This is a genomic window from Microbispora sp. NPDC049633 (assembly GCF_040675265.1).
Classification (GTDB): Bacteria; Actinomycetota; Actinomycetes; order Streptosporangiales; family Streptosporangiaceae; genus Microbispora; species Microbispora maris.
In genome coordinates, this window is sequence record NZ_JBFAOO010000131.1 from 1 (window position 1) to 20076 (window position 20076).

17 protein-coding genes and 1 pseudogene are annotated in these 20076 nt (G+C 70.8%); 13 read left to right on the plus strand and 5 right to left on the minus strand.

Annotated features, from left to right (window positions below; genetic code table 11):
* Positions 1-377: pseudogene (locus tag AB0J39_RS27450) on the plus strand (hypothetical protein); the annotation flags it as partial.
* A 7-nt stretch (positions 378-384) separates the two neighbouring features.
* Here the strand turns inward: AB0J39_RS27450 and AB0J39_RS27455 are convergent.
* On the minus strand, positions 385-1809 hold the full coding sequence (locus AB0J39_RS27455) for an LCP family protein (protein WP_363469551.1): 1425 nt from the start codon (positions 1807-1809) through the stop codon (positions 385-387).
* Between the two features lie 188 nt (positions 1810-1997).
* On the opposite strand from AB0J39_RS27455, the gene AB0J39_RS27460 reads away from it, so the two are divergent.
* Positions 1998-2498 carry a hypothetical protein gene (locus AB0J39_RS27460; RefSeq protein ID WP_363469553.1) on the plus strand — a complete coding sequence of 167 codons (501 nt, stop codon included), beginning with the start codon at positions 1998-2000 and terminating at the stop codon, positions 2496-2498.
* Between the two features lie 2 nt (positions 2499-2500).
* Here the strand turns inward: AB0J39_RS27460 and AB0J39_RS27465 are convergent, their stop codons facing one another.
* On the minus strand, positions 2501-3514 hold the full coding sequence (locus AB0J39_RS27465) for a LacI family DNA-binding transcriptional regulator (RefSeq protein WP_346223645.1): 1014 nt from the start codon (positions 3512-3514) through the stop codon (positions 2501-2503).
* Between the two features lie 255 nt (positions 3515-3769).
* On the opposite strand from AB0J39_RS27465, the gene AB0J39_RS27470 reads away from it, so the two are divergent.
* The 9 genes from AB0J39_RS27470 (at position 3770) to AB0J39_RS27510 (ending at position 14826) form a co-directional block, all read left to right on the plus strand.
* Positions 3770-5482: an ABC transporter substrate-binding protein gene (locus AB0J39_RS27470; RefSeq protein WP_363469555.1), complete on the plus strand. Its 1713-nt coding sequence runs from the start codon at positions 3770-3772 to the stop codon at positions 5480-5482.
* Positions 5483-5551: 69 nt separating this feature from the next.
* Positions 5552-6544, plus strand: coding sequence for an ABC transporter permease (locus tag AB0J39_RS27475; protein WP_363469557.1), 993 nt, complete (start codon positions 5552-5554; stop codon positions 6542-6544).
* Positions 6541-7407 (plus strand): ABC transporter permease, encoded by an 867-nt coding sequence (locus AB0J39_RS27480; protein WP_363469559.1) that lies wholly within the window; start codon positions 6541-6543, stop codon positions 7405-7407. Before AB0J39_RS27475 ends, AB0J39_RS27480 begins: the two co-directional genes overlap by 4 nt.
* Before the next feature lies 1 nt (position 7408).
* Positions 7409-8353, plus strand: a complete 945-nt coding sequence (locus AB0J39_RS27485; protein WP_363469561.1) for an ABC transporter ATP-binding protein — start codon at positions 7409-7411, stop codon at positions 8351-8353.
* On the plus strand, positions 8354-9286 hold the full coding sequence (locus AB0J39_RS27490; RefSeq protein WP_363469564.1) for an ATP-binding cassette domain-containing protein: 933 nt from the start codon (positions 8354-8356) through the stop codon (positions 9284-9286). It begins immediately after the preceding gene.
* Positions 9283-11679, plus strand: a complete 2397-nt coding sequence (locus tag AB0J39_RS27495) for a glycoside hydrolase family 2 TIM barrel-domain containing protein (RefSeq protein WP_363469566.1) — start codon at positions 9283-9285, stop codon at positions 11677-11679. The genes AB0J39_RS27490 and AB0J39_RS27495 overlap by 4 nt, the downstream gene beginning before the upstream one ends.
* Positions 11680-11714: 35 nt before the next feature.
* On the plus strand, positions 11715-12836 hold the full coding sequence (gene manA, locus AB0J39_RS27500) for a mannose-6-phosphate isomerase, class I (RefSeq protein WP_363469568.1): 1122 nt from the start codon (positions 11715-11717) through the stop codon (positions 12834-12836).
* A gap of 97 nt (positions 12837-12933) precedes the next feature.
* Complete coding sequence (locus AB0J39_RS27505; RefSeq protein WP_363469570.1) at positions 12934-13989, plus strand: polysaccharide deacetylase family protein; 1056 nt, start codon at positions 12934-12936, stop codon at positions 13987-13989.
* 51 nt (positions 13990-14040) lie between these two features.
* Positions 14041-14826, plus strand: coding sequence for a CPBP family intramembrane glutamic endopeptidase (locus AB0J39_RS27510; RefSeq protein ID WP_363469572.1), 786 nt, complete (start codon positions 14041-14043; stop codon positions 14824-14826).
* Positions 14827-15333: 507 nt separating this feature from the next.
* On the opposite strand, the gene AB0J39_RS27515 is transcribed toward AB0J39_RS27510, so the two are convergent.
* A complete protein-coding gene (locus AB0J39_RS27515) occupies positions 15334-16050 on the minus strand; it encodes a maleylpyruvate isomerase family mycothiol-dependent enzyme (protein WP_363469574.1) in 717 nt (238 codons plus the stop codon).
* Positions 16051-16249: 199 nt separating this feature from the next.
* On the opposite strand from AB0J39_RS27515, the gene AB0J39_RS27520 reads away from it, so the two are divergent.
* Positions 16250-17167 (plus strand): hypothetical protein, encoded by a 918-nt coding sequence (locus AB0J39_RS27520; RefSeq protein WP_363469575.1) that lies wholly within the window; start codon positions 16250-16252, stop codon positions 17165-17167.
* 4 nt (positions 17168-17171) lie between these two features.
* On the opposite strand, the gene AB0J39_RS27525 is transcribed toward AB0J39_RS27520, so the two are convergent.
* Together AB0J39_RS27525 and AB0J39_RS27530 are read right to left on the minus strand one after the other, a co-directional pair.
* The gene (locus tag AB0J39_RS27525) at positions 17172-17954 is read right to left on the minus strand and encodes an ABC transporter permease (RefSeq protein ID WP_363469577.1); all 783 of its coding nucleotides are present in this window, start codon (positions 17952-17954) and stop codon (positions 17172-17174) included.
* A complete protein-coding gene (locus AB0J39_RS27530) occupies positions 17951-18847 on the minus strand; it encodes an ATP-binding cassette domain-containing protein (protein WP_363469579.1) in 897 nt (298 codons plus the stop codon). The genes AB0J39_RS27525 and AB0J39_RS27530 overlap by 4 nt, the downstream gene beginning before the upstream one ends.
* Before the next feature lie 131 nt (positions 18848-18978).
* Between AB0J39_RS27530 and AB0J39_RS27535 the strand changes: the two genes are divergently transcribed.
* Positions 18979-20076 (plus strand): sensor histidine kinase (locus AB0J39_RS27535; protein WP_363469581.1); only part of this gene is annotated, 1098 nt, incomplete at its 3' end.

A 20076-nucleotide genomic window follows, 5' to 3' on the forward strand; every position in this document is an offset into this window, starting at 1 on the left:
CCGCCGACGAGGTGAGCGAGGTGCCCGACGACGTGCCGAGCCAGGCGCCCAGCGAGACTCCCAGGGCCCGGCCCGAACGGTCCCGGCCCGCGACGTCCGGGACCTCGGCGCCGACCGCGTCGCCCGAGCCCTCGCGCGCCGATCGGCCCCGTACGCAGGACTCCGGCTCCCGGGGGACCGCCTCCCCGCGCCCGTCGCGCGTGTCGATCGACGCCCAGACCGGCGAGCAGGCCGGGGGGACGGACGCGGACCCGGCCGAGGAGCAGGCGGCCACGGCCCCCACCGCCGGGGCGGCCACCGAGCAGCCGACCAGTGCGCCCGCCCCCACCAAGGAGGAGTCGCACCACGGCGGCGGACTGCTGGACTGGCTCTTCTAGGTCAGTTTCAGGAGGCCGTGCAGCTGTCCTGAGTGGCGTCGAAGCCCTCCACGTCGTCGAGCGTCCTGGGGGGCTTCATCCCGTTCCAGTCGGCCCCGATCCCCAGTACGAGGGTCTGCGTGGTGGCCGTGGGCACCAGGCGGGAGCGCGACTTCTTGAGCTCGCGGTACAGCCGGGACGCCCGGCTCTCGCCGTTCTTCGAGTACGCCACGACGGTCTTGGCGTACGGCTGGGGCGCCTGCTCGACCTTGACGATGTGGTAGCCGCGCTGCTCCAGCTCCGCGGCCACCTGGGTGCCGAGCCCCTGCTGCCCGCTGCCGTTGCGGACCAGGATGTGGATCTGCGACTTGGGGATCTTCTGCTCGCCGCTCTTGACGTTCTTGGCGATCTGGTCGGCGGCGACCATCCTGAACAGCCGCTGGGCCTGCGGCTGCACCCACTCGACCCGCCCGGGATTGGTGATGGAGTAGCGCCAGGGCGTGGTGACGAAGCGGATCTGCCCGGCGGTCAGGCCCTGCGCGCTCGTCGCGAGGTCCTTCATCACGCCGATCGTGAGGTCGGGATCGGTGGTGATCGACTTGGTCACGGCGTCCAGGAAGCCGAACAGCGTGGCGGGGTTGGTCAGCGTCTCACCGCTCATGGCCTTCTTGGCCATCGAGGCGAGGAACATCTGCTGGCGCTGGATCCGGCCGATGTCGGAGCCGTCGCCGAGGCTGTAGCGCGCGCGGACGTATCCGAGCGCCTGCTCGCCCTTGAGCACCTGCTTGCCGGCGGGCAGGTCGAGCAGGGCCTTCTTGTCGTGGACGGCCTGCGGCAGGCAGACCTGCACGCCGTCCAGCGCGTTCACCATCGCCTTGAAGCCGGTGAAGTCGACCTTCACGAAGTGGTCGATGTGGATGTCCGTGAGGCCCTCGATCGTCTTCCAGGTGCAGCCGATGCCGCCGGAGTTGAACGACTCGTTGATCATCCCGACGTGTGGCCGCTGGCCCGGCAGGGTTCCCTTGGCCGGGCAGGCGGGGAGGGCGACGAGCGAGTCGCGCGGGAAGCTGATCAGCACCGCGCCGTCCCGATTGGGCGAGATGTGCGCCAGGATGATCGTGTCGGTGCGCTCGCCGGGGAACCGGCCGTATTTGGCGTTCGCGCCGTTGCGCTGGTCCGAGCCCACGATCAGCACGTTGAGCGCCTTACTGATCTTCTGTGGCCGCGCCTCGTCGCCCCCGAGATCCTTCTGGGTCACCGTCTCGTGCTTGACGTTGCCGGTCAGCTTGACGTACCCGCCGACGGCGAACGTGGCGGCGCCCGTGAGCACGCCCAGCGCTCCCGACAACGTGACCCACAGCCATGCCCGCCACCTGGGGGGCGTCCGGGGCGGCGGCGGCGCCGGGAGGTCCTCCTCCGCCGGGGGCGCGGGACGGACGTCGACGTGACCCACTGTCGTGCTCCTGAGGGGGTCGGACCAGGCGTTTCTCGCCAGGTCGCAAGCCAGTAGCGGCAAACGGGGCCAAGTGTAGCGATCTCCCCTGAACGTCACCTTTCAAACGAGGTAACCGTCCTGCAAGCGTGGATCAAGCCCGTCCGCCTATCTCTAGGACGTACGAGAAAGCGGAAGGGTTGAGAACAATGTCGCGTACTGTCCTAATCATCGGGGCCGGCACCGGCCTCGCCATGCTGCTCGCCGGCATCTATGGGATCGGCTCGATCGACACCATGTCGTGGGGCATGCCCGCCTTCATCGTCGGCATGTTCCTGGTGATCGGCGACCTCGTCATCCTGGCCACCAAGCTGGTGGGTGGCGGCGGCCCCGCCACCGGCGTCTTCGGCCAGATGAAGAGCTTCCTGGGCACCGGCAACCAGGAGCTCGTCGGCACCGGCCTGCCGGCGACCGCCCTGGTCGCGAGCATGCGGGACACGGGCACGATGGTGAACGACCAGCTGGTCGTCGCCTTCGACCTGCGGGTGCAGCCCGCCTCCGGCGCGCCGTACGTGGTCGCGCACCGGCAGATCCTGCCCCGGCTGCTGATGGGCGCCGTGCTGCCGGGCCGGACGGTCCAGGTGTGGACCGACCCCGCGGACCCGCAGCGCCTGGTGATCGACTGGTCGGCGCTCCCCGCGGCGGCCTGAGACTAGGCGGGAGGCGCGGTGCTGCCGCGGGTGGTCAGGCGTGGGGCCTGGTCCTCCAGCGGCCTCGCCTCCACGCCGTCGATCAGCGCGAGCAGCCGCTGCGCCGCGTGCGCGCCGTACGCCGGGATGTCCCGGGTGAGCACGGTCAGCGGCGGGCGGACGACCTGACAGAGCGGGGAGTCGTCCCAGGCGACGACGGACAGTTCGGCCGGCACGTCGAGTCGCATCTCCTGGGCGACCGACAGGCCGGCCACGGCCATGATGTCGTTGTCGAAGACGATCGCCGTGGGCCGCTCGGGTGAGCTGAGCAGCCGCCTGGTGGCCCGGGCGCCCTCCTCGCCGGTGTAGTCGGTGTGCACGATCGGGCAGCCGTCCAGGCCGAGGCCGGCGCAGACGTCGCCGAACGCGCGGTCGCGGATCGCCGTGTGCGACAGCCGGGGCAGCCCGGCGACGCGGGCGATCCGCCGGTGCCCGAGCGCGACGAGATACTCCACCATCTCGCGTACGGCCGCGCTGTCGTCGGCCCAGACCGGCACGAGCGACCCGGCGGCCGATGGGTGCCCGAGGACGACGACGGGCATGCCCATCTCCTCCACCTGCGGCACGCGGGGGTCGTCGAGGTGGAGGTCGACGAGGATCGCGCCGTCCACCCGGCCCTCTCCCCACCAGCGGCGGTAGACGCCCATCTCGGCCTCGTGGTCGCCGACCACCTGGAGCAGCAGGGCGTACGAACGGGCGGACAGCTCGGCCTCGATGCCGCTGATCAGCTCCATGAAGAACGGCTCCACGCCGAGGAAACGGGCGGGCCGGCACAGGGCGAGGCCCACGGCGTGCGCGCGGGCGCCGTTCAGCGCCCGGGCCGCGATGTTCGGGCGCCAGCCGATCTCGTTCGCGATCGCCAGGATGCGGGCCCTGGTCGCTTCGGACACTCCGGGCTGGCCGTTCAGGGCGTACGAGACCGCGCCCTTGGAGACCCCCGCCTGCCGTGCGATGTCCGCGATGGTCGGTCTTCTCACGTGTCCCCTCGGCTGAACCGGTCCAGTGACCCTCACCTTACTACCGTTACTTTGCCTCCATCTTCTTCCTATTGACACCGGATACATGGGGATTTTACGGTCTCGGTACTTATCCGGTTCAGCAATAGCGAGCCGAACATCATCGGGGCCTGGCAGTAGTGCGGACCCCGCGCGGTGTCGCGTGGGGGAAGGAGAGTCACCATGCGAAACCGATCGCGGTTTCTTATACCGGTGCTGGCGGCCGGCCTGTTAAGCGTGGCCTGCTCCGGAGGCAGCGGGTCGTCCACGCCGACCGCCCCCGCGGGAGGTGCGGCGGGAGGCGGCGCCGCCGCCCCGGCGGGTGGCGGGGCGTTCCCCCGCAACGAGACCCTCTACACCAGCGGCACGCAGTGGGGCCCGCCCGCGAACTGGAACCCCCTGCGCGAGTGGGACTACGCCACGGGGACCAAGGGCCTGGCCTACGAGACGCTGTTCATGTACGACCCCAACACCGACAAGTTCTCGCCGTGGCTGGCCGAGAGCGGCGACTGGACCGGTGACCTGGAGTACACCCTCAAGCTGCGCCAGGGCGTCACGTGGTCGGACGGCAAGCCGTTCACGGCCGACGACGTGATCTTCACGTTCGAGCTCGGCAAGATGGAGACGGTCCCCTACCACCCGCTGTGGGACTGGATGAAGAGCGCCGAGAAGGTCGACGACCACACGATCAAGTTCACCTTCGCCACGGCGAACCACCAGGAGTGGGCCAACCACCTCTACAGCCGGGCCATCGTCCCCAAGCACCTGTGGGAGGGGCGGTCCGAGGACGAGGTGATGAACGGGGTCAACGAGAAGCCCGTCGGCACCGGCCCGTACGCCTACCAGTCCCACGACCAGGACCGCATGGTCTGGGTCAAGCGCGACGGCTGGTGGGCGACGAAGGCGTTGAACAAGGACGTCAAGCCCAAGTACATCGTCGACATCGTCAACTCCAGCAACGAGGTCGCGATGGGCCTGCTGCTGCAGAAGGGCCTCGACCTCAGCAACAACTTCCTGCCGGGCATCGCCAACCTGGTGAAGGGCAGCTTCGGCATCGAGACCTTCTACGACCAGCCGCCGTACATGCTGTCGGCGAACACCACCTGGATGTGGTTCAACACGGCGAAGAAGCCGATGGACGACAAGGAGTTCCGCAAGGCGGTCGCCTACGCTATCGACACCAAGAAGATCGTCGAGGGCGTCTACGGCAACCTGGTCAAGGCGTCCGACCCGACCGGCCTGCTGCCGCAGTGGGACAAGTACGTCGACAAGAACGTCACCTCCACGCTCGGCTTCTCCTACAACCCGGACAAGGCCAAGCAGCTGCTCGCCGACGCCGGCTACAAGGACCGCAACGGTGACGGGCTGGTGGAGTCGCCGAGCGGCGCCAAGATCTCGCTGAAGCTGATCGTGCCCGCCGGGTGGACCGACTGGATGGAGGCGGCCCGGGTCATCAGCTCCAGCGCCAAGGCCGCCGGCATCGACATCGAGGCGGACTTCCCCGACTACAACGCGCTCGTCGACGTGCGCAACCAGGGCAAGTTCGACCTCGTCCTCAACAACGACAAGCAGCTCGCGAACACCCCCTGGCTGTACTACGACTACCTGTTCCGCCTGCCGGTGCAGAAGCTGCAGAGCACGACGAACTACGGCCGGTACGAGAACAAGCGGGCGTGGGAGCTCACGCAGCAGCTCGACCAGGTCAAGCCCGAGGACGTCGAGGGCATGAAGAAGATCACCTCGGAGCTGCAGAAGATCCAGCTCGAGGACATGCCGGTCGTCCCGCTCTGGTACAACGGCCTGTGGTCCCAGACCACCAACTCGGTCTGGAAGAACTGGCCCAGCAGCGCGCCGAACACGCCCAAGTACCCGCCGACCGTGTGGCGCAACTGGCTGGAGATGGGCGGCACGCTCATGCTCACAGAACTCCAGCCGGCCTCCGGAGGCTGATCTTGTCGCGCCCCCCTTCCATCCTGCGTACGGGGAGGGGGGCGCCGTTCCGCGACCGGGAGGTCGATCTTGCGCCGCTATTTCGGCAGAAAGCTTCTCATCTACGGCCTGACGTTCTTCGTGGCCGTGACCATCAACTGGATGATCCCGCGGTTCATGCCGGGCGACCCCGTGTCGAGCATGCTGTCGCGGGCCAACGTCGCACAGCCGGCGGCGGTCGAGGCCATGCGGGCGCACTACACCGCGATGTTCGGCTTCGACCTGCCGCTGTGGCAGCAGTACCTGAACTTCTGGGGCTCGCTGCTCAGGGGTGACCTCGGCATCAGCATCTGGCTGTTCCCGACGCCGGTCTCCGATGTGATCATCCGGGCGGTGCCGTACACGCTGGGCCTGCTGATCCCGTCCATCCTGCTGAGCTGGTTCGCGGGCAACCGGTTCGGCGCGTTCGCCGCACGGCGCAAGTGGCTCGACAACAGCGTGCTCCCGATCGGCTACGTGCTCACCGCGACGCCGTACATGTGGCTGGCGATCCTGCTGGCCTGGGCGCTCGGCATCGTCGCGGGGATCTTCCCGGTCGCCGGGGCCTACGGCTTCGACCTGCAGGCGTCCTGGTCGTGGACCTTCCTCGGCAGCCTCGCGCAGCACTGGTTCCTCCCGTTCGCGTCACTGTTCCTGGTCGCGTTCGGCGGCTGGGCCATCGGCATGCGCAACATGATCATCTACGAGCTGGAAGCGGACTACGTCAACTACCTGCGGGCGCTCGGCGCGCCGACGCGGCTGGTGCGGCGCTACGCCTTCAGAAACGCGATCCTGCCCCAGGTGACCGGCCTGGCCCTGCAACTCGGCGTGCTCGTGGCCGGCGCGCTCGTCACCGAAATCGTCTTCAGTTATCCCGGGCTCGGGCACCTGATCCTGCAGGCGATCCAGAACCAGGACTTCTTCCTGCTGCAGGGCACCTTCCTGTTCATCGTCATCGGTGTGCTGATCGCCAACTTCGTCATCGACATCGCGTACGTCCTGGTGGACCCGCGGACCCGGACCGGGATGGGAGGAGCGGCGTGAGCGGCGGTGTGAGAAACGGTGTGGGAAACGAGGCGCTGCACTTCGCGCTGCGCAACCGCAAGCTGGTCGTCGGGACGGTCGTCATCGCCGTGTTCCTCGTGGCCGGCCTGGCCGGACCGCTGATGTTCGACCACGGGCCGAACGACTACGTCGGGCCGGCCATGGCGCCGCCGTCCGGGGAGTTCTGGTTCGGCACCACGACGTTCGGCCAGGACGTCTTCGCCCAGTTCGTGTACGGCCTGCGTGCGACGTTCCTCGTGGGCGTGCTCGGCGGCGTGCTGGCGGCGGCCGTCGGCATGGTCGTGGGATTCGTCGCGGGCTACCGCGGCGGATGGGTAGACGAGCTGCTCAACATGCTCACCAACATCGTGCTCGTGCTGCCCGCGCTGGTGGTGCTGCTGATCATCAACGCGTACCTGGGCGTGCGCAGCATCGGCGTGCAGGCGCTGTTCATCGGGCTGACCTCGTGGCCGTGGGCCGCGCGGGCGATCAGGGCGCAGACGTTCTCGCTGCGCTCGCGCGACTTCGTCGACCTCGCCCGGCTCAGCGGAGTGCGCACCCCGAAGATCATCCTTCGGGAGATCGCGCCGAACATGAGCTCGTACCTGTTCCTGACGTTCATCCTGCTGTTCGGCAGCGCGATCCTGGTCGCCGCCTCGCTCGACTTCATCGGCCTCGGCCCGACCGAGGGGGTCTCCCTCGGGCTGATGCTCAACAACGCCGCGCGGTGGAGCGCGCTCCAGCTCGGCCTGTGGTGGTGGTTCATCCCGCCGGGCGCGGGCATCACGGCGATCGTCGGCGCGCTCTACGTCATGAACGTCGGGCTGGACGAGGTGTTCAACCCGAAGCTGAGGGAGATGTGACGTGGCGCTGAATGTCACCGACCTCCGGGTCTACTACCGGACGCTGCGCGGCGAGGTGAAGGCGCTCGACGGCGTCACGTTCTCCGTGGCGGACGGCGAGATCATGGGCCTGGCGGGGGAGTCCGGGTCGGGCAAGTCGACGCTCGCCAAGAGCCTGATCCGCCTGGACGGCCGGATGCGGCACGCCGGCGGCACCGTCGAGCTGGACGGCGCCGCGATGCCGCTGTCGGACGACGGCGCGATGGACGACTTCCGCTTCCGCAAGGTCTCGCTCATCCCGCAGTACTCGATGAGCGCGCTCAACCCGACCAGGAAGATCGGCAAGATGGTCGGCGAGCTGCTGGAGTCGCGCGGCGAGCGGCCGGAGCGGGCCGAGCTGGAGCGGCGGCTCGACCTGGTGGGCCTGTCGAAGGACGTGCTCGACCGCTATCCGATCGAGCTGTCGGGCGGCATGAAGCAGCGGGTGGTCATGGTGATCTCCACGCTGCTGAACCCCTCGCTGCTCATCGCCGACGAGGTCACCAGCGCACTCGACGTGTCCAGCCAGAAGGCCGTGGCCACGACGCTGCTCGGGTTCCGCGACCGTGGCCTGGTCACGAGCATGATGGTGGTCACCCACGACATCTCGCTCGTCTACCAGATCGCCGACACGATCATGGTGATGTACGCCGGGCGGCTGGCCGAGAAGGCCCCGGCCGACGTGCTCGTCACCGCCCCGAGGCATCCGTACACCCAGCAGCTCATCTCCGCGCTGCCCGAGGTGGGGGTGCGGTACGAGGACCGCCGGCTGACGGGCATCCCCGGCAACCCGCCGTCCCTGCTGAAACCGCCGGGCGGATGCCGGTTCCGCGACCGCTGCCCGCTCGCGTTCGACCAGTGCGCCGAGCAGCCGCCGTTCGCCGAGGTGGCCCCCGGCCACTTCGTCGCCTGCTGGAAGGCCGAGTGAATGCTGAAACTCGACAGTGTCTCCAAGGTCTACCGCGTCGGCGCCTTCGGCGGGGGCGAGATGAAGGCCGTCTCCGACGTCGGCTTCGAGGTCGGCGAGGGGGAGGTGGTCTCGCTCATCGGCGAGAGCGGCAGCGGCAAGAGCACGCTCGGCCGGATGATCCTGCGCCTCGCCTCGGTCAGCTCCGGCACGATCACCCTGGACGGCAGGGACATCTCCTCGATCAGGGACCGCAAGGAGTACTACCGGCAGGTGCAGGGCGTCTTCCAGGACCCCTTCAGCTGCTACAACCCCGTCTTCCGGGCCGACCGCGTCTTCACCATGATCAAAGAGCAGTATTTCCCGCAGGCCGGCGCGGCCGAGTGGCGCGAACGCGTGGAGGCCGCGCTGGAGAGCGTGCGGCTCGACCCCGGCAACGTGCTCGGGAAATACCCCCACCAGCTCAGCGGCGGGCAGCTCCAGCGGATGCTGATCGCCCGCGCGGTGCTCCTCGACATCCGGCTGCTGGTCGCCGACGAGATCATCAGCATGCTCGACGCGTCGACCCGCATCGACGTGCTGAACCTGCTTGCCGACCTGCGGGCGCGCGGCCTCGGCATCCTGTTCGTCACGCACGACCTGTCGCTGGGCAACTACGTCAGCGACCGGACTGTCGTGCTCCGGAGCGGGAAGATCGTGGAGATGGGCCGGACGGACCTCGTATTCGGCGCTCCGGCGCACCCCTACACCCGCTCGCTGCTGGCCTCGGTCCCGCGACTGCACGCCAAGTGGACCGACGAGGTCGTCGAGGACGTGCCGTGTGCCTATCACGAGGCGCCGGAGGAGAGCCGCACCCGCCCGGGGCTGGCCGAGGTGGAAGACGGCCACTTCGTGGCGTGCTCCGGCTGCGCGCGAGCCGCGATCGAGGAGAAGAAGATTAAGGAGAAAGCGTGAGCTCGTACCGTCCCCTGCACGACGGGTGGACCGTCACCGCCGTGTCGTCGACCGGGCAGCTCCGGCCGGTGGTCGCGGGCCTGCCCGCGATCGTGCCCGGTTGCGTCCACACCGATCTCCTGGCCGCCGGGCTGATCGAGGACCCGTACCTGGACGACAACGAGGACCGGCTGGCCTGGATCGGGCGCACGGCGTGGTCGTACGAGACCACCTTCGTGTGGGACGGTACCGACGACGACCGGGCGGACCTCGTCTGCGCGGGACTCGACACGGTCGCCACGCTCGTGCTCAACGGCATCGAGATCGGCACGACGGCCGACATGCACCGGTCGTACCGCTTCTCCGTACGGCACCTGTTGCGTGCGGGCGAGAACACGCTGAAGATCCTGTTCGACCCGCCGTACGCGTACGCGGAGGCGCAGCAGGCGGCCCTCGGCGACCGCCCCGGCGCGTACGCCGAGCCGTACCAGTTCATCAGGAAGATGGCCTGCAACTTCGGCTGGGACTGGGGACCGACGCTGGTCACGGCCGGGATCTGGCGGCCCATCGGCATCGAGACCTGGAGCACCGCCCGCCTGGCCGAGGTGCGCCCGCTCGTCCACGGGGACGGCAGGGTCGAGGTGCACGTGACGGTCGAGCGCGCCGCCGAGCGGCCGCTCACGCTCACCGCCTCGGTGGCCGGCAGGGGTGCGGGCGTGACCGAGACCGTCACCGTCGGCGCCGGGCAGCGCCGGGCCGTTGTCACGCTGACCGTGCCCGACCCGGAGCTGTGGTGGCCGCGTGGGTACGGCGAGCAGCCGCTGTACGGCCTGACCGTACGCCTGGAGGACCAGGAATGGACCGGGCGGATCGGATTCCGGTCGGTCGAGCTCGACCGCACGGACGACGCGTTCACGTTCGTAATCAATGGGAAGCCGGTCTTCGTCAAGGGCTTCAACTGGATCCCCGACGACTGCTTCCCCAGCCGTATCACCCGGGAACGGCTCGCCGAGCGGTTCGCCCAGGCGGCCGACACGGGCGCCAACTGCCTGCGGGTGTGGGGCGGCGGCATGTACGAGAGCGAGGACTTCTACGATCTCGCCGACGAGATGGGCCTGCTCGTCTGGCAGGACTTCCCGTTCGCCTGCGCGGCCTACCCGGAGGAGGGCCGCTTCGCGGCGGAGGTCGAGGCCGAGGCCCGCGAGCACGTCGCCCGCCTGGCCCGCCACGCCAGTCTCGTCCTGTGGTGCGGCAACAACGAGAACCTCGAGGGTCACGCCGACTGGGGCTGGCAGGAGACGCTGGAGGGCCGCAGCTGGGGCGCCGGCTTCTACTACGACGTGCTGCCCCGGGTCGTCGCCGAGCTCGACCCGACCCGGCCCTACTGGCCGGGCAGCCCGTACTCCGGGGCGCCCGACCTGCCGCCGAACGACCCGTCCAAGGGCACCGTCCACATCTGGACCGTCTGGAACACCCACGACTACACGCACTACGGGACCTACACGCCGAGGTTCGTGGCCGAGTTCGGCTTCCAGGGCCCGCCGACGTACGCCACGCTGCGCGCCGCGGTCTCCGACGACCCGCTGACGCCGGTCTCCCCGGGTGTGACCCACCATCAGAAGGCGATCGACGGCAACCTCAAGCTGCTGCGGGGTCTCGGCGAGCATCTGCCGCGGCCGGACGGGTTCGACGACTGGCACTACTACACGCAGGTCAACCAGGCCAGGGCGATGGCGTTCGGCATCGAGCGGTTCCGGGCGCTCGCGCCGTACTGCATGGGCACGATCGTGTGGCAGCTCAACGACTGCTGGCCGGTCACCTCCTGGGCCGCGGTGGACGGCGGCGGGCGGCGCAAGCCGCTGTGGTACGCGCTGCGCCGGGCGTACGCCGACCGGTTGCTGACCTTCCAGGGCGACGCGCTGGCGGTCGTCAACGACACCGACGAGCCGTGGTCGGGCGAGCTCGCCGTCGAACGGCTCAGCCTGGCGGGGGACATCCTGGCCAAGGAGCGCTTCGACGTGGCGGTCCCGGCGCGCGGCACGGCGTCCGTGGAGCTGCCCGAGGGGGTGGCGCGGGCCGGGAACCGGGCGGGCGAGGTGCTGGTCGCGACCCTCGGCGACGCCCGGGCGCTGCGATTCCCCGGCGAGGACCCGGCCATGGACTACCCGCCCGCGGAGATGGACACAGTGGTCGAGGAGTTCGAGGGCGGGCTGCGGGTGCGCGTGACCGCGCGGACGATCGTGCGCGAGCTGGCGCTCTTCCCCGACCGGCTCGACCCCCGCGCTACCGTGGACGACCAGCTCGTCACGCTGCTGCCGGGAGAGACCGCGGTCTTCCACGTCGTCGGCGGCAGCCCTGACCCCGGCGCGCTCGTACGTCACCCGGTGCTCCGATGCGTCAACGAATCCCGTTAGTCTCGGAATCCCCCCTTGACGCCCGAAGGACGCACGTGGACCTGCTCACCAACCCCATAAAGGACTACCCCTGGGGCTCCCGCACGGCCATCGCCGAGCTGACCGGGCGGCCCGCCTCGGGGCCGGAGGCCGAGATGTGGCTGGGCGCCCACCCCGCCGCGTCCTCTCGGCTGACCAGGGACGAGGCCGAGATCACGCTCGCCGACGCGGTCGCCGCGGACCCGGTGGGGACCCTCGGCGAGGCGGTCGCCGGGCGGTTCGGGCAGCGGCTGCCGTACCTGATGAAGCTGATCGCGGTGGACGCGCCGCTGTCGCTGCAGGTCCACCCCGACGCCGGCCAGGCCGCGGCGGGCCACGCCCGGGGCGACGCGAACTACACCGACCCCTGGCACAAGCCGGAGCTGGTCTGCGCGCTCACGCCGTTCACCGGGCTGGCCGGGTTCCGGCCGCCCGGGCAGGCGGCGATGCTGGTCGAGCGGCTGCACGTGAACGCGCTGCAGCCGGTGGTCGCGGCGCTGCGCGACGGCGACGTGCTCGCCGCGCTGCGGGCGCTGCTCGAGTGGCCCCGATCCGGGGGCGCGTCACGGCGGGAGCTGGTCGAGTCGGTGGTGTGGGCGGCCTCCGCCTGCCACACGCCCGACTACGCGCTCGTGGTACGGCTGGCGCGGCGTTACCCGGAGGACCCGGCCGTGCTGGCGCCGCTGCTGATGCGCCGCCACACGCTGGCCCCCGGCGAGGCGATGTTCCTCGGGGCCGGGGTGCTGCACTGCTACCTGGACGGCCTCGCCGTGGAGATCATGGCCTGCTCCGACAACGTGCTGCGGGCGGGCCTGACCGGCAAGCACATCGACGTGGAGGAGCTGCTGCGGATCACCGACGCCGCGGCGCAGCCCCTGGCGGTGGAGCCGGTCGGCGGCGCGTACGTCCCGCCCGTCCCGGAGTTCCTGCTCCGCCGGGTCGGGCCCGGCACGGGGGAGACGCTCCCCGGAGGTCTGCCCCGGATCGTGCTGTGCACCGAAGGCGTCGTCAACGTGCGCACGGCCTCCGGCTCGGAGATGAAGCTGCGGGCCGGCGAGTCGGTGTTCGCCGCCGCGTCCGAGGGCCCGGCCGAGATCGGCGGCGACGGCGTCGCCTTCTGCGCCGAGCCCCGGATGTGACGCACTTAGCGTGATGTTTGTCCTACCCAGCGTGACGTGAACACCTCGCGCGGGTAGGAGCCCCTCATCGTCAAGCGCGGCCCGACGAGGGGGATCCATGGGGCGCTTCAGGGTAGCCGGCATCGCCGCGGTGTCGTTGGGGGCGGTGGCGCTGTCCGCCTGCGCGGCCGGCGGGGGCAAGCACGCCACACAGGCGAGCCCGGCCGGCCACCAGCAGAACAGGGCGGCCGCCGACGCGACGCTTCGCAAGTCAGAGACGGCCGCCGCCGCCCAGGCGAAGGCCAACGAGCTGGGGCAGATTCCGGTGCTCATGTATCACCGGATCGTCAACAACCCGCCGCCGGGCGACGACCGCAGTCCGAAGGACTTCCGCGCCGAGCTGGAGCGGCTGGCGGCGGAGGACTACGTGCCGGTCACGGCGGCCGAGTACGTCACCGGGAAGATCGACATTCCGGCGGGCAAGCACCCGGTGGTGCTGACCTTCGACGACTCCTCGCCTTCCCAGCTCACCCTCGACGGCATGGGCAATCCGGCGCCGGACTGCGCGGTCGGCATCCTGATGGACGTCGCGAAGAAGCATCCCGGCTTCCGGCCGGTGGCGACCATGTACGTGATCAAGGACCTGTTCGGCAAGGCCCGCCAGGAAGAGCAGATACAGGTCCTTCAGTGGCTCAAGGACCACAACTTCGACATCGGCAACCACACTCGCGACCACCTCAACCTGCTCGGCAAGCCGAAGGACGACGTGGAGAAGCAGATCGCGGCCGGCCAGGCGCTGATCACCTCGCTGGTCAAGACGGCTCCGGTCACGCTCGCCCTGCCGTACGGCAACCAGCCGCACGAGAAGAAGTGGGCGCTGCGCGGCGCGTCCGGCGGCACCCGCTACGACTACAAGGGTGTGTTCCTCGCGGGCTACACCCCGTCGCCGTCGCCGTTCACCAAGGACTTCGACCCCGTGGGCATCCCGCGGATCCGGTCGAAGGAGAAGGTCGGCGACTGCAAGCAGTTCTGTTCGATGGCGTGGCTCGACTGGCTCAAGGCCAACCCGACCGACCGTTACACCTCGGACGGCAACCCCAACACGGTGGCCTTCCCGAAGTTCAAGGCGGCGTTCGTCGCACCGTCGTTCACGTCCCGTGCGCTGCCGTACTGACGGGACGACTGACGGGACGGATGAGCGTGCTGGGGCGGCTACCCTGCCAGCATGGACGACGCCACCGCCGACGCCACCGCCCTGCGCGGTCTCACGCCGCGGCTGATCGGCCCGGAGATCATCGCGGTCTTCGCGGTCTCGCTCGGCGCCAGCGCCCTGCTGTCGCTCATCCGCCTCGTCGGCGCACTGACCGCGCCGAAGGACCTGGGCGACCAGCACGCCGTGCTCGTCGGTTCGCTGGCCCCGGGCCGCCCGTGGCTGGATCTCACGCTGCACGTCGCGGGGATCGCGGTGAACGTGGCGCCGGTGGGGCTCGTCGCCTACCTGCTGGCCCGATCGGGCGAGTCCATGCGCACGATCGGGGCCGACTGGCGCGAGCCCGGCCGCGACACGCTGCGCGGCGCCGCGCTGGCGGCGGCGATCGGCGGCACCGGCCTGGTGTTCTACCTGTTCGCCTTCCGCTCCGGGATCAACCTGAACGTCGTGCCCGACAGCCTGCCGGACTACTGGTGGCGGATCCCGGTCCTCGTCGCCGAGGCCGCCCAGAACGGGGTGCTGGAGGAGGTGCTGGTCGCCGGGTATCTGCTGCACCGGCTGGGGCAGCTCGGCTGGTCGCCGTGGCGCGCGGTCGGGGCGTCGGCCGTCCTGCGCGGGTCCTACCACCTCTACCAGGGCTTCGGCGGCTTCGTCGGCAACATCGCGATGGGCGTGGTCTTCGGCCGGCTCTACCAGCGCTGGGGCCGGACGATGCCGCTGATCGCCGCGCACACGCTGATCGACGTCGTCGCCTTCGTCGGGTACGGCCTGCTGCGCGGCCGTGTCTCCTGGCTGCCCTGATCTCCTGTCTTATCGGGCGGAAAGCGTTCTCTCCGGCGCGCCTGATTGTTTTGGGCCCGATCCCGGTGCATCGTTGACGGGCCGCCGCACGTCTGGATCCCCCCGGGCAAACCGGCCTGTCCTGGCCGCATTTTCATTCGGGGAATTCGCATGAGGCGTTTATCGACACGCATTCCATATCCGGCCCGACGGCGCGCCGCCGTCGACCGCCGGCCCGGGGGGCCCAGCAGGCCGCCCGGCCGTAGACGTCCGGTCAGCCCGCCGTACCGATGCCGCGTGGGCGGCGGGGCGGGCATCTACGGCTCCGCCGTACCGGCCGGCGCGGTCGCCGTGACCGTCCGCACGATCCCGCCCGTACGGCCCGCTCCCGGGCGCACCCGGCCGGGGGCGGCGGTCCCGCCGAGGCGGGAGACGAGCGGCTTATTACCGCCGGTGCCGAGGGCACGGTCCGATCCCTTATGTCCCGCACGCCGGGCGCCCGTGGGGCGCCCGGCGTCTTTTCTTCGCTCAGGCGAGGCAGCGCAGCGCGCCGCGGACGCGGGCGTCGAGAGGATGCCCGGCGGGCAGACGGCCGACGGTCGCCTCGACGAACTCCTCGGGGGAGAGATCGGCGGTCAGGCCGTCGTCCACCTGCACCTGCACCCGGCCGCAGGCGCGTTCGACCCGAGCCTTGGGCCCCTGTTCCTCCAGCACGAACACGCCGACGCGGACCCGCCAGTCGAGGCGGTCGCCGGCCTCGTCCTGCGTCGTCGGCGCCCCGACGTCGTCGGCGTGCGTCGCGTACTCCGAGTCGTAGTGGAAGGTCTGCAGGGCCGCCGGGTAAGGGCCGGCCGACGTGTGCAGCGTGCCGTCTAGGCCGAGGGCGCGCATGCGCGCGCGGGTCTCCCTGTTCCTGGTCCGCCACTCGTCGAGCACCTGCTCCACCGGCAGGGCGCGCCGCTTGCGCACGCACCACTCGTTGAAGCCGTCGAAGCCGCCGCGCACGCCCTCGTGGTCGAGCAGCTCGAAGAACCCGTCGATGTCGTCGTCCAGGCACGCGTGGTTGTACAACTCCTCGCCGGCCAGGTGCGCGAGCACGTCGCGCACCGTCCAGCCGTCACACCGGGAGGGGCGATTCCACCCGTCGTCGTCGAGGGAGGAGAAGAAGCGCTCCAGCCGTGCCGCCTCGGTGTCGAAGATGTCGAAGGGGTCGAGCCCCGCCAGTTCGTCCCGTGCTGAGGTCATGCCTGAGCCGTACCCGGAGGGGTCCGGCCCTCACGTGGGCGGTGTCGGGACATTTCCCGCAGAAAGCGGACATTCAAACAAGCAGCGGCCTCAACAAAGCGTAGGGGAAGGGAAAAACCGGCTCTTGGTCCGTTTGTCCGATGATCGACGTGGAAACCCCGAGATCGGTAAGTGCGGTGTTTTTCAGGGGGAGAACAAAATGGCAAAAAGCACGAGCGTCGCCGGGATCCTCGCGATCGGCGCCGTCATCGCCGGGGGCGCCGCGGTCGCGGGGGCTCCTCTCGTCGCCACACCGGCGGGGGCCGCCACGATGTCCGCCCAGCACGGTCTCGTCCGGTTCGGCCATCCGCACGCGCGGGGGCAGCGCAACCGCCAGAAGAACGGGCACCGGCACAACCAGCGGCTGCGGGAGCAGCAGCGCCAGCACCAGTTCCTGATGCGTGACCTCACGCTGGTCCTCGTCCCCTACCAGAAGGAGACGACGGAAGCGCTGGCGCTGCCGTACAACTGGCAGAACGACAGCACCGTCGCGCAGCAGTACGGCGACCACGACCGGCTGTCCACGCAGGAGAACGTGCCCGAGGCGGTCGAGATCAACCTCGACGGCGAGGAGCACAACAGCAAGACGACGGTCTCCCCGGACGTGAAGAAGCAGGAGGTCGAGGTGGATCGGTCCGTCGACGTGAAGGGCAAGGCGGGCGGCGAGACAGCCGGTAAGCCGGGCACCCCGTCGCCTCGGCCGCAGGCGGAGCCCGTCACGCCGCCCGCCTCCCCGGCACCCGCCTCCCCGGCACCCGCCGCCGCGCCGAAGCCCGTGGCGAAGCCGGTCGAGAAGCCGGTGGAGAAGCCGATCGAGAAGCCGGTCGTCAAGCCCGTGGCGAAGCCGGTGGAGAAGCCGATCGAGAAGCCGGTCGTCAAGCCCGTGGCGAAGCCGGTGGAGAAGCCGATCGAGAAGCCGGTCGAGAAGCCGGTCGTCAAGCCCGTGGCGTGCACCCCCGCCTGTACGCCCACTCTCACCCTGCCCCTGACCCTCTCGCTCACGGCCGCGGTGTCCCTCGACGCGAAGCCGGAGGCCGCGACCACGGGCGCCGCCTGCCTGCCGCAGACCGCGTCCTGAGCCGTCAGGCGTCCCTGCGGGTCAGCAGGACCGCGGCCACCCCGTACGGCACGGCCACGTAGGCGGCCATGACCGCGAGTGCGGCGAGCGGCGACAGCAGCGCGCCGGCGACCGAGTCGGGGTTGCCCGTGCCGGCCAGCTGGCCCGCCAGGGCGCCGGGCAGGATCGAGCCGACGCGCTCGCCCCAGGGCGCCGGCAGGTTGTAGCCGACGATCGGGAGCACGTACCAGACCGCCACGAGGATGGCGATGGCGGCGAGGGCGGACCGCGTGATCGCGGCCAGGCACAGGCCGAGAAGCGCGAACATCGCGATGGACAGGCTCATCGCGAGGAAGTGCGGGAGTTGCCTGCTCAGCGGCTCGGACGACTGCCCCTGGATCGCCCGGTCGCCGATGATGAGCCGCCCGGCGGCGTGCGTCGCGAGCACGGCCGTGAGACCCGTGCAGACGGCGACGACCGCGACGACGCCCGCCTTCGCGGCGAGCACCCGTCCACGCGCGGGCAGCACGGTGAGCGTCGTGCGGATCATGCCGGTGCCGTACTCGCCGGAGAAGGCGAGGACGCCCAGCACGGCCAGGCACAGCGAGGCGAGCATGTGCGTCACCTCGGGCAGCGACGACACGGCGAGGTGGTCGCGCCGGTCCGGCGGCAGGCCGTCCCACAGGTGGGCGGCGTACCAGGCCAGCAGGGCCATGAGACCGACGACGACGGCGACGACGCCGAGGACCACGGAGGTGGACCGGAGAGTGCGGAGCTTGAGCCATTCGGCGGCGAGAGCGTCGATCACCGGTTCGCCTCCTCCGCCGTGACCTCAGCCGTGAGCCGCATGTAGGTCTCCTCGAGGGAGGCGCCGCGCGGGGTGACCTCGTGGAGCGGGATCGCGTGCCGGGCGGCGAGGTCGCCGATCTCCACCGGGTCGAGGCCGCGCACCGACAGGCCCCCGCCGCCCTCCGCCGCGACCGTCCCGCCCGCGGCCGACAGCGCCGTGGCGAGGTCCGCGGCGCGGCTGCTGCGGACGAACACGTCCCGTACGGCGGTCAGCTCCCGCATCGAGGTGTCCGTGATGAGACGCCCGCGTCCGATGACGACCAAGTGGTCGGCGGTGAGCTCCATCTCGCTCATCAGGTGGCTGGACAGGAGCACGGTCCGCCCCTCCGCGGCGAGGCCGCGGAGCAGTTCGCGGATCCAGCGCACGCCGTCGGGGTCGAGGCCGTTGACGGGCTCGTCCAGCAGCAGCACTCCGGGGTCGCCGAGGAGCGCGGCGGCGATCCCGAGGCGCTGCCGCATGCCGAGCGAGAAGCCCCCGATCCGCTTGCGTGCCACGCCGGCCAGCCCCACCTGCTCGATGACGGACACGACCCGGTCCCGGCCGATGCGGTTGGCGCGGGCCATCCAGCTCAGGTGCCCCAGGGGCGTGCGGCCGCCCTGCACGGCGCCGGCGTCCAGGAGCGCGCCCACCTCCCGCATCGGATGACGGAGGCGGTCGTAGCGGCGGCCGCCCACCAGCGCCTCGCCGCTCGCCGGGCGGTCCAGGCCGAGGACCATCCGCATGGTCGTGGACTTGCCCGCGCCGTTCGGTCCGAGGAACCCGGTGACCCGGCCTGGTTTCACGTGGAACGTCAGCCCGTCCACGGCGACCGTGCGCCCGAAGCGCTTGGTCAGCTCTCTGACTTCGATCATGTCCCGACGGTCTCGCGAAGCCCCCGCCCTCCGCGTCGGAGCGACGTGCGATCCGGGGGGCGTGCCTCAGACCGTGGCATGACAGACCGGGGCAGGAGGCGAACGTGCGCACGTAGGGCTAGCGTGGGCGCGTGGACGATCCGGACGTGCGGCCGTTGTTCCCCCGGCCGCTGCGCGCCCGTGAGCTGGTCGCGCTCGACGTGCTGGCCGGGCTGGGCTACGCGTTCGTGCTGGTCGTCAACCATCCACGTGTGCACCACCCGGCGGCCTGGGCCCTGATCGCCGCGATGACGCTGCCGCTCGCGGCGAGGCGGCGGTGGCCGCTGCCGGTCTTCTGCGTCGTCGCGGCCGCGTCGGTGGCGGCCATGGCGCTCGGCGTCGTGCGGGAACCACTGGCCGCCGCGGCGTACGCGCTCTATCCGGTCGCGCTCACGAAACGGCGGCGCCGGTGGGAACCGACGGCGGCGATCGGCGTGCTGACCGCCGGGGCGCTGCTGCTCGCGGCGTTCGGCGGGGTGTCGGCCGGGCCGGAGGCCAGGCGGATCGTGGAGACCGCCGTGCTGGCCGCGCTCGCCCTGGGCGGCGCCTGGACGATCGGCCGGGCGGTGCGGGAGCGCCGGGCGTACGCCGCCCACCGGGCCGAGCAGGCCGCCGAGCAGGCCGTCACGGAGGAGCGGTTGCGCATCGCCAGGGAGATGCACGACGTGGTCTCCCACACGCTCAGCCTCATCGGGGTCAAGGCCGGGGTCGCGGCGCATGTGGCCGACCGGCGGCCGGAGGAGGCGCTGGAGGCGCTGCGGGTCATCGAGAGCACGAGCAGGCAGGCGCTGACCGAGATGCGGCACATGCTCGGCGTCCTGCGCACCGCTCCCGGCGCTGCCTCCGATGGTCTGTCTCCCGCGCCCGGGCTCGCGGCGCTGCCGGACGTCGCCGAGCGTGCGGCGGCCGCGGGCGTACGGGTGGACCTGGACGTCCGGGTGACGGGCGGCCTGCCCGAGGCGCTGGAGCTCGCGGTCCACCGGATCGTCCAGGAGGCCGTCACCAACGTGGTCAGGCACGCCGCCCCGGCCCGATGCCGGGTGCGGGTGGACGACGAGGGGGGACGGTTGAGCGTCGAGGTGACCGACGACGGGCCGGGCCGCCGGGTCCTGCCCCCCCAGCCCGGAGGTGTTGCCGGGCACGGCGTGATCGGCATGCGCGAGCGCGTCACGGCGTACGGCGGGGACTTC

Coding starts and splice junctions, on each gene's coding strand:
- AB0J39_RS27460 (WP_363469553.1), top strand. CDS start 1,998: ATGTCGCGTACTGTCCTAATCATCGGGGCCGGCACCGGCCTCGCCATG.
- AB0J39_RS27490 (WP_363469564.1), top strand. CDS start 8,354: ATGCTGAAACTCGACAGTGTCTCCAAGGTCTACCGCGTCGGCGCCTTC.
- AB0J39_RS27505 (WP_363469570.1), top strand. CDS start 12,934: ATGGGGCGCTTCAGGGTAGCCGGCATCGCCGCGGTGTCGTTGGGGGCG.
- AB0J39_RS27510 (WP_363469572.1), top strand. CDS start 14,041: ATGGACGACGCCACCGCCGACGCCACCGCCCTGCGCGGTCTCACGCCG.
- AB0J39_RS27515 (WP_363469574.1), bottom strand. CDS start 16,050: ATGACCTCAGCACGGGACGAACTGGCGGGGCTCGACCCCTTCGACATC.
- AB0J39_RS27520 (WP_363469575.1), top strand. CDS start 16,250: ATGGCAAAAAGCACGAGCGTCGCCGGGATCCTCGCGATCGGCGCCGTC.
- AB0J39_RS27530 (WP_363469579.1), bottom strand. CDS start 18,847: ATGATCGAAGTCAGAGAGCTGACCAAGCGCTTCGGGCGCACGGTCGCC.